The 7,826-nt window shown below is 71.2% G+C and carries 7 protein-coding genes; 2 read left to right on the top strand and 5 right to left on the bottom strand.

The features are described from left to right. From E1294_RS49970 to E1294_RS49960, 3 genes are all read right to left on the bottom strand, one after another. Positions 1–2,692: amino acid adenylation domain-containing protein (locus E1294_RS49970; RefSeq protein WP_220448409.1), on the bottom strand; the 2,692-nt coding region annotated here is incomplete at its 3' end. Positions 2,693–2,744: 52 nt separating this feature from the next. Beyond that, entirely contained in the window at positions 2,745–3,575 is an 831-nt protein-coding gene (locus E1294_RS49965; protein WP_220448408.1) for an SDR family oxidoreductase, read from the bottom strand. Continuing rightward, positions 3,572–4,285 (bottom strand): thioesterase II family protein, encoded by a 714-nt coding sequence (locus E1294_RS49960; RefSeq protein WP_132519757.1) that lies wholly within the window; start codon positions 4,283–4,285, stop codon positions 3,572–3,574. The genes E1294_RS49965 and E1294_RS49960 overlap by 4 nt, the downstream gene beginning before the upstream one ends. 657 nt (positions 4,286–4,942) lie before the next feature. Between E1294_RS49960 and E1294_RS49955 the strand changes: the two genes are divergently transcribed. Together E1294_RS49955 and E1294_RS49950 are read left to right on the top strand one after the other, a co-directional pair. Beyond that, positions 4,943–5,137, top strand: a complete 195-nt coding sequence (locus E1294_RS49955; RefSeq protein ID WP_132519754.1) for a hypothetical protein — start codon at positions 4,943–4,945, stop codon at positions 5,135–5,137. After that, positions 5,134–5,568: a YbaB/EbfC family nucleoid-associated protein gene (locus tag E1294_RS49950; RefSeq protein WP_132519751.1), complete on the top strand. Its 435-nt coding sequence runs from the start codon at positions 5,134–5,136 to the stop codon at positions 5,566–5,568. Before E1294_RS49955 ends, E1294_RS49950 begins: the two co-directional genes overlap by 4 nt. A gap of 19 nt (positions 5,569–5,587) precedes the next feature. On the opposite strand, the gene E1294_RS49945 is transcribed toward E1294_RS49950, so the two are convergent. After that, on the bottom strand, positions 5,588–6,115 hold the full coding sequence (locus E1294_RS49945) for a hypothetical protein (RefSeq protein ID WP_132519748.1): 528 nt from the start codon (positions 6,113–6,115) through the stop codon (positions 5,588–5,590). 136 nt (positions 6,116–6,251) lie between these two features. Then, entirely contained in the window at positions 6,252–7,697 is a 1,446-nt protein-coding gene (argG, locus tag E1294_RS49940) for an argininosuccinate synthase (RefSeq protein ID WP_132519745.1), read from the bottom strand. Positions 7,698–7,826: the final 129 nt, after the last annotated feature.

Here is a 7,826-nt window from a genome sequence, read left to right as displayed (position 1 = left end):
GGGGAGGCGGGGTGGAGGCGGGTTCCGGCAGGGCGCGGACGTCAAGCTTGCCGTTCGGGGTGAGCGGCAGCGCGGGCAGCGCCGTGATGGTGGCGGGCATCATGTGGTCGGGCAGCACCTTGGCCGCCCGCCGCCGCACCGCGGCGGGATCGGCGTCCGCCGGCGTCACGTACGCGTCCAGCCGCGCCAGGGCGTGATCGGCCGCCTGCCCGGCCGCCCCGCGCGGATCGCCCGGCAGGGCCGTCCGGGGCGGGTCGCCCGGCCGGCTGTCACGTAACACCACGGCGGCCGAGCCCACCGAGGGGTCGTCGAGCAGGACGCTGCGGATCTCGTCCAGCTCGATGCGAAAGCCACGCACCTTGACCTGGGTGTCCAGCCGCCCCAGGTGTTCGAGCCGCCCGTCGGGCCGCAGGCGGCCGCGGTCGCCGCTGCGGTACATGCGGCCGCCGGCGAACGGGTCGGGGACGAAGCGCTCGGCCGTCAGCTCGGGGCGGCCCAGGTATTCGGTGGCGACTCCCGCCCCGCCGACGTGGATCTCGCCGGGCGCGCCGATGGGGACGGGGCGGCCCTGCTCGTCCATGACGTACACGTGCCAGCCGGGCAGCGGGTGTCCCACCGACCTGGACCCGGCGATGGCGTCGGCACGGGCCAGGGTCTGCGCGGTCACGTGGACCGTGGTCTCGGTGATGCCGTACATGTTGACCAAGCGGCAGTCCGGATACCGGTCGAACCAGCCCAGCAGCGGGCGCACGTCGAGCGGTTCGCCGCCGAACACCGTCAGCCGGACGGCGAGCCGCTCGGCCCGGAGCCGGTCGGCCTCCATGAGCTGGGCGAACGCCGACGGGGTCTGGCTGAGTACGGTGACCCGCTCGCGCACCAGCAGCTCGTGGAACTCTTCAGGTGACCGGGAGACCCAGTACGGGACCAGGACCAGCCGGCCGCCGGTGAGCAGCGCGCCCCAGATCTCCCAGACGGAGAAGTCGAAGGCGCTGGAGTGGAAGTTCGACCAGGTGTCGCCAGGACCGAGCCCGAAGTCGTCCTCGGTGGCCGTCAGGAGGGCGACGACGTTCCTGTGCGGCACCACGACGCCCTTGGGACGGCCGGTCGAACCGGAGGTGTAGATGACGTACGCGGCGTCGTCGGGGCCACCCCGCTCGGGGGCGCCGCCGCCGTCAAGGGCGCTGTCGTCGCCGGCCGCGAGCCGTTCGGGGGAGACGACGGTCAGGTGCTTGCCGGGAGGGAAGTCGCGATGGGTGACGACCACGCGCAGCGCGGCGTCGCCGGCCGTGTACGCCAGCCGGTCCGCCGGATAGGCGGGGTCCATCGGCACGGAGACGGCTCCGGCCTTCAGCACGGCGAGCATGGTGATCACCAGGTCGGGCGTGCGCTCCAGGCAGAGGCCCACCCGGTCGCCCGGCCGTACGCCCATGGCGCTCAGGGAGGCGGCGCAGCGGCCGGCGCGCTCGTCCAGTTCGGCGTAGGTGAGCGTGCGGTCCTCGCCGGTGAGGGCGACGGCTTGCGGCCGTTCCGCGACCCGGGCGGCGAAGATCTCGTCGATGCGCTCCGGCCGCCGTTCCAGAGGTCTGGCCGGGCGGCCGAGGCGGATCACGTGGCGGCGCTCGGGCTCGTCCAGCAGGTCGACGTCGGCGGGGGCCAGGTCGTCATCGCCGGCCAGCAGCTCGTAGACGCGGGCGACGTGGCGGGCGAACCGCTGCGCGGACTCCTCGTCCACGTCTTCCAGCCGGTGCCGTACGTCGAGCCGGGAGGAGCCGTCAGGGTCGCGGCCGGGTACGAGGGTGAGCGGGAAGGGAGCCGTCTGGCAGGGGACGTCCTCGTCAGGGGAAGTGGCCAGGAGCCCTGCCAGGACCCGGCCGCCCGTCTCCGCGCACAACCGCGCGTACTGGCGGGAGTCGCACCATCCGCCGTCGCCTCCGAGGACCCGGGCGCTCCCGGCCACCAGCTCGCCCGTCGTGGCGGCGCCGGACAGGTCGACCGCCAGCAGCGTCCCGGCGTCGAACGCCCCCAGCGCTCCCTCCGGCCGCGAGGGCAGCCCGGCCAGCGCGCCGATCACGGGGCAGCGCTGGTCCTCGTACCGTCCCAGGACCAGCGCGGCTGCCACCGCGACCCGGGCGGCCAGGTGCGCCGACCCGTCAACCGGCACGCTCACCACCCCGGTACGGTCCCCCGCCGCGGCGTCCCCGGCTGCCCATTCGACGGCGGCTCCCGAGTAGTCGGCCTCCTGCCACCGCTTGACCAGCTCGGCATCCGGGGCGGGCATCCGCGGACGACCGGCGTGGAACCGCTCGCAGGGAACCCGCTCGGTGAGCACCTCGGCCACCATCCGCAGCGACGTCGCGTCGAACCGCGCCCGGTGCGCGACGAGCGCCAGGTCGGCGGTCCCGTCCGCGTACTCCAGCAGGACGGCCCGCAGCCCGGCTCCTTCCGCGCGCACCGGCCTGAACAACTCGGCGTCGAGCCTCCTCCAGGCCTCAGTCGAGCCGGCGGGGGCGGGAACCCGTTCCGTCCACAGGCGGGCGGGCCCGTCCCACCAGAGGCGGGATGCCTGGTCGAGAATCCGCGCCATCCGGGTGGCGTCGGCGCCTCCGGGCAGCCGTGTCCGCCGGGCGTGGCAGTGCCCGGACGGCGGGCCGGCCGCGGGGATCAGCGGCCAGGCGTCAACAGTGCGGTACACAGAGTGATCTCCAGTGGGGTCGGAAGGCCGGCACGGCCTGGTCGGCGGGGCGTCAGCGCGTGGTGAAGCCTCCGTCGACGGTGAGCACGCTGCCGGTGACCTGGCGGGATTCGTCGGAGGCCAGCCACACGGCGGCGGAGGCCACGGCGTCGGGCTCGATGAGCGCGTTGGACGGCTGGGCCTGCAGGAACGTCTCTTCGTGCGTGCCCACGGGCACGTCGAGCGAGCGGGCGATCTCCGCCAGCATCCGGCCCTCGACCTGCGGGTCGTCCCTGACCGAGCCGGGGCACACCGCGTTGACCCTGACCTGGCGCGGGGCGTAGTCGAGCGCAGCCGCCTTGGTCAGGCCGATGAGACCGTGTTTGGCTGCGACATAGCCGGCGAAGTGCCGGTAGCCGACCAGCCCGGCGGTGGACGCGACGTTGACGATGCTGCCCGAACCGCGCTCGGACATGAGCTTGCCGACCGCGCGGATGGCCCGCCAGGCGCCCGAGAGGTCGACGTCGAGCATCAGCTGCCACTCGTGTTCGTCGATCTCGTGCGTCACCTTGCCGGACGGAGCGGCGATGCCCGCGTTGTTGACGAGCACGTCGACGGCTCCGAACCGGTCGGCCGCCATGGTCACCGCGTCCTCGACCACGCTCAGGTCCCGTACGTCGGCCTCCTTGACCAGCACGGCGACGCCCGCCTGACGGCAGAGCTCCTCGGTGTGCCGGAGCTGGCTGGGAGTGCCCAGCGGGTAGGGAACCCCGGGCAGGTCGCGCGCGATGTCGATCAGCACCAGGTCGGCTCCCTCGCGGGCGAACGCCTGGGCGGTGGCGCGTCCGAGGCCGCGGGCCGCACCGGTGATGACGGCCGTCTTCCCGGCCAGGCGCAGCGTCACGTCCTTTCCCCGGAGAGCTCGTCCGTGATCAGCCGGAGCAGGGAGGCGGGGTCGTCGGCCAGGTACATGTGGCCGCCGTCGAGCTCGGCGGTGCTGAACTCCGTGCTGGTGACCCGCTCCCACCGCCCGATCTGCGCCGCGTCGACGAGCTCGTCGTCGCGGCCCCGCAGCGCGGTGACCGGGATCGGCAGCGGCTTGTCCGTGACGGGCTCGTACGTCTCGTGCATCTCGACGTCGGCCCGGATCACGGGCAGCAGCAGCGAACGCATCTCCGGGTTTTCGAGCGCCGGATGCGCGTAGCCGGAGAACTCCCTGACCCTGGCCAGGAACTCGTCGTCGCTGAGGCCGCTGGCCTTGGTCTCGCGCCCGTCGTACGGGCTGGGCGAACCACTCACGAACAGCCGTTCTGGCGTCACCCCTCTGACGTTCGCGAGGTGGTTCGCCAGCTCGTACGCGAGCACGGCGCCGAGACTGTGGCCGAAGAGCGCCACGGGCGGGGAGGCGCCGTCGATCCGGGCCAGGACCTGGGTGCATGCCGCCTCGGCGGCGCGTGTGACGTCGGTGTAGGGGGCTTCGTTGAAGCGTTCTTCCCGGCCGGGCAGCTGCACCGGCAGGATGCTCAGTTCATCGGGGGCCTGCCGCTGCCATCCACGGAAGAACGACGCTCCAGCGCCGGCGAAGGGCAGGCAGACAAGGTACGTGGGTTCCATGAAGCGGACTTTCTCCGATCGATCGTCCAGAGGCGGAATCCTGGCCGCCGAGACGTCACCGTTCGGGCGAGCATCTCCTGAGCCGATTACGTAGTGGTCCAACCCGGTGACTTTGGGTGATGCTCCTGGTCGGACCGCTGGCCTCTATCGCCTCCCCCGTCCATTCGCGACCATCAAGCCGGGCCGGGCCCGGGGCGGGCGTCGCGCATCGCTCGTTGCGGCCCCAAGCATGCCGAACGACGGCCAAAACTACGGAGTTTCGGTCCTTTTGGTCAAGCCGAACATGAAGAATCTGTGACATACGTTGGCGGTTCGGAGCCGTCCGGCGTCACATGTCAGGCCCCTTCCGGAGGGCCTGACATTCCCGTTCTGACCTGCGGTTATATAGCGTCTTCGGGGGTGGGGTCCGGCGGGGTTTGCATCGTTCCATCAGTCGCTCTGACGTGTTCCCAGTTCTTTGCCGGCGAACAAGCGACCCGGAGCGTATGTCCTGAATCTAAAGTTTGGGGTAGCCGTATGTAAATCACCTGTGTCAGAATGTGAGACGGCGAGTTGATCATCTCATGCGCGCACGCAGAGTTTCGAGGCTGCGAACCGGGCGAGTGTGGCCCGTGTGCCCGGCTTCGGCCTGTGCGTGCGCGCATGGAGGCGACGAGCGTGTTCGCTGAGGAGGAAGCGTTGTCCAACCAGTTGACGGAGCTCACCGGCGCGATCGTCAACGCCGCCAGCGCCGTGGGCAGCGACAAGGGCGCGGTCCCGTGGCTCAATCTGTGCAACGGCAATCTCCACGGATCCGGGATCGGGCCGGCGGAGACCGAGCGTACCTATGACGCCGCGGATCCGTGCCGATGACGGGCGACCGGCAGCACAACCCGTTCGACGATCTGTTGCGCCTCACGGAGGAGGCGGAGAAGGAGCAGCGCCTGCTCCGTGAGGCGCACAACGAGATCGCCGCGCTCAGGGGTGAGGGCGAGAGCGCGGGCGGCAAGGTCCGCGCCCGCGCCGACGCCCAAGGGCGGCTGATCGACGTACGGTTCGACCCCCGGGTGATGAAGCTGGGCAGTCAGGATCTGGCCGAGGAGATCACGCTGGCGGTGCGGCGCGCGCAGGACGACGTGGCCGCGCAGCGCGATCGGGTGTTCCGCGAGACCGTCGGCACCGGCCCGCCCGACTCGAAGCAGGTGCTGGAGCAGTTCGAGGACACCATGCAGACGTTCTCCCGCGCGATGAACGGGCACGAAGCGCGCCTCGACGAGCTTCTCCGCGACATGGACAACCGCTAGGACCCCCGGGGGCCGGCCGTCAGGCCGCCCGGGGCATGGCGGCGCGCCAGCCCATGGTGACGGCGCCGGCCAGGAGCACGACGCCGGACAGCACGCCGCTGACGACCGGCACCCACGCCACGGCCGCCGTCGGCACCAGGACGAACCCGGCGGTGCCGAGCAGGGTGAGCAGCACGCCGGGAACGGCGATGCTCCGGTCCTTCCAGACCGGCGCCAGCGCGACGAAGTGCGCGCCGACCACCAGCGCCACCCAGGCCACGTTGGCCTGCTCGGGAAGCTCCGAGGCAGCCAGCACCATGAGCCCGCCGAACAGCAGGATCACCTCGGCGGCGACGATGATCAGGTAGCCACGGCCGAACATGCTCCGCCGCGCCTCCGCCTCCCGCCGTTCCTTCCTGGCGGTGGCGAACCACATCGCGAGCACCCCGGCGGCGGCCAGGCAGGCGGCCACCCGCAGCACGGTCACGGTCACGGTGTTCAGCGGGCTCTGCGCGTTGACGACGACGAAGACCGCGCCGAAGACCGCGCCGACCAGTAATCCAGTCATACGTTGCACGACACCAAGTAAAGCGTGTGCCGGCTCGCGCCCGCATGGGGGCAAGCTGCGCCGGCGACACGCTCTCGCCCATGGCCTCCTCCGCCGCGCTCTCCGACGATTGTGGCGTGCGCGGCCCGGCGGAGGGTCAGTCGGTGCCGGACTCCATCGCGGCGTGATCGAGGAGTTCGTCCTCGGGGGCCTCGCCACGGGAGGCGATCGCCTCGGCCCCGCCCTCCGGCATCGAGCCGATCAGTTTGGTCGAGGGGGCCTGTGCGGCGGCGATCAACGCCGAGTGGTCGGCGCCGACCATGCCGAGCCCGGCGTACTGCTCCAGCTTGGCGCGGGTGTCGGCGATGTCGAGGTTGCGCATGGTCAGCTGGCCGATGCGGTCGACCGGCCCGAAGGCGGAGTCTTCCGTGCGTTCCATGGAGAGCTTGTCCGGGTGGTAGCTGAACGCCGGCCCCGACGTGTCCAGGATCGAATAGTCCTCGCCGCGCCGCAGCCGCAGCGTCACCTCGCCGGTGATCGCCATGCCGATCCAGCGTTGCAGCGACTCGCGCAACATCAGCGCCTGAGGGTCGAGCCAGCGGCCTTCGTACAGCAGGCGGCCCAGCCGGCGACCCTCGCTGTGGTAGACGGCGAGGGTGTCCTCGTTGTGGACCGCGTTGACCAGCCGTTCGTAGGCCGCGTGCAGCAGCGCCATGCCCGGCGCCTCGTAGATGCCCCGGCTCTTGGCCTCGATGACGCGGTTCTCGATCTGGTCGGACATGCCCAGGCCGTGCCGCCCGCCGATGGCGTTGGCCTCCAGAACCAGGTCGACGGCGGAGGCGAACTCCTTGCCATTGATCGTCACAGGGCGGCCACGCTCGAAGCCGATGGTGACGTCTTCTGGGGCGATCTCGACGTTCTGGTCCCAGAACCGCACGCCCATGATCGGGTCGACGGTCTCGATGCCGGCGTCGAGGTGCTCCAGCGCCTTGGCCTCATGGGTCGCTCCCCAGATGTTGGCGTCGGTGGAGTAGGCCTTCTCCGTGCTGTCGCGGTAGGGCAGGCCGTGCTCCAGCAGCCATTCGGACATCTCGGTGCGGCCGCCGAGCTCGCTGACGAAACCGGCGTCGAGCCACGGCTTGTAGATGCGCAGCGACGGGTTGGCCAGCAGGCCGTAGCGGTAGAACCGCTCGATGTCGTTGCCCTTGAAGGTGGAGCCGTCACCCCAGATCTGCACGCCGTCCTCGAGCATCGCGCGCACCAGCAGGGTGCCCGTGACCGCCCGCCCCAGCGGGGTCGTGTTGAAGTAGCCCCGGCCGCCGGAGCGGATGTGGAACGCCCCACAGGCGAGGGCGGCGAGTCCTTCCTCCACGAGAGCGGCCCGGCAGTCGACCAGCCGGGCGACCTCGGCGCCGTAGGCCGTCGCGCGGCCGGGCACCGAGGCGATGTCGGGCTCGTCGTATTGGCCGATGTCTGCGGTGTACGTGCACGGCACCGCGCCCTTCTCGCGCATCCACGCGACCGCTACCGACGTGTCGAGGCCGCCGGAGAAGGCGATGCCGACACGTTCGCCGACAGGCAGAGAAGTGAGAACCTTGGACACGCGTGAAGTATATACATACTTATGCATGATCATGCAACATCATCACAAGACGACCCTCCGCCGTGTCGCGATCTCCCCGAGACGAGCGAGCCCGCCCACGCCAGAACGCGGGTGGGCTCGGCGGTTGTC

This window comes from Nonomuraea diastatica (assembly GCF_004349015.1).
Lineage (GTDB): Bacteria > Actinomycetota > Actinomycetes > Streptosporangiales > Streptosporangiaceae > Nonomuraea > Nonomuraea diastatica.
This window is presented reverse-complemented; position numbering and strand designations above follow the sequence as displayed.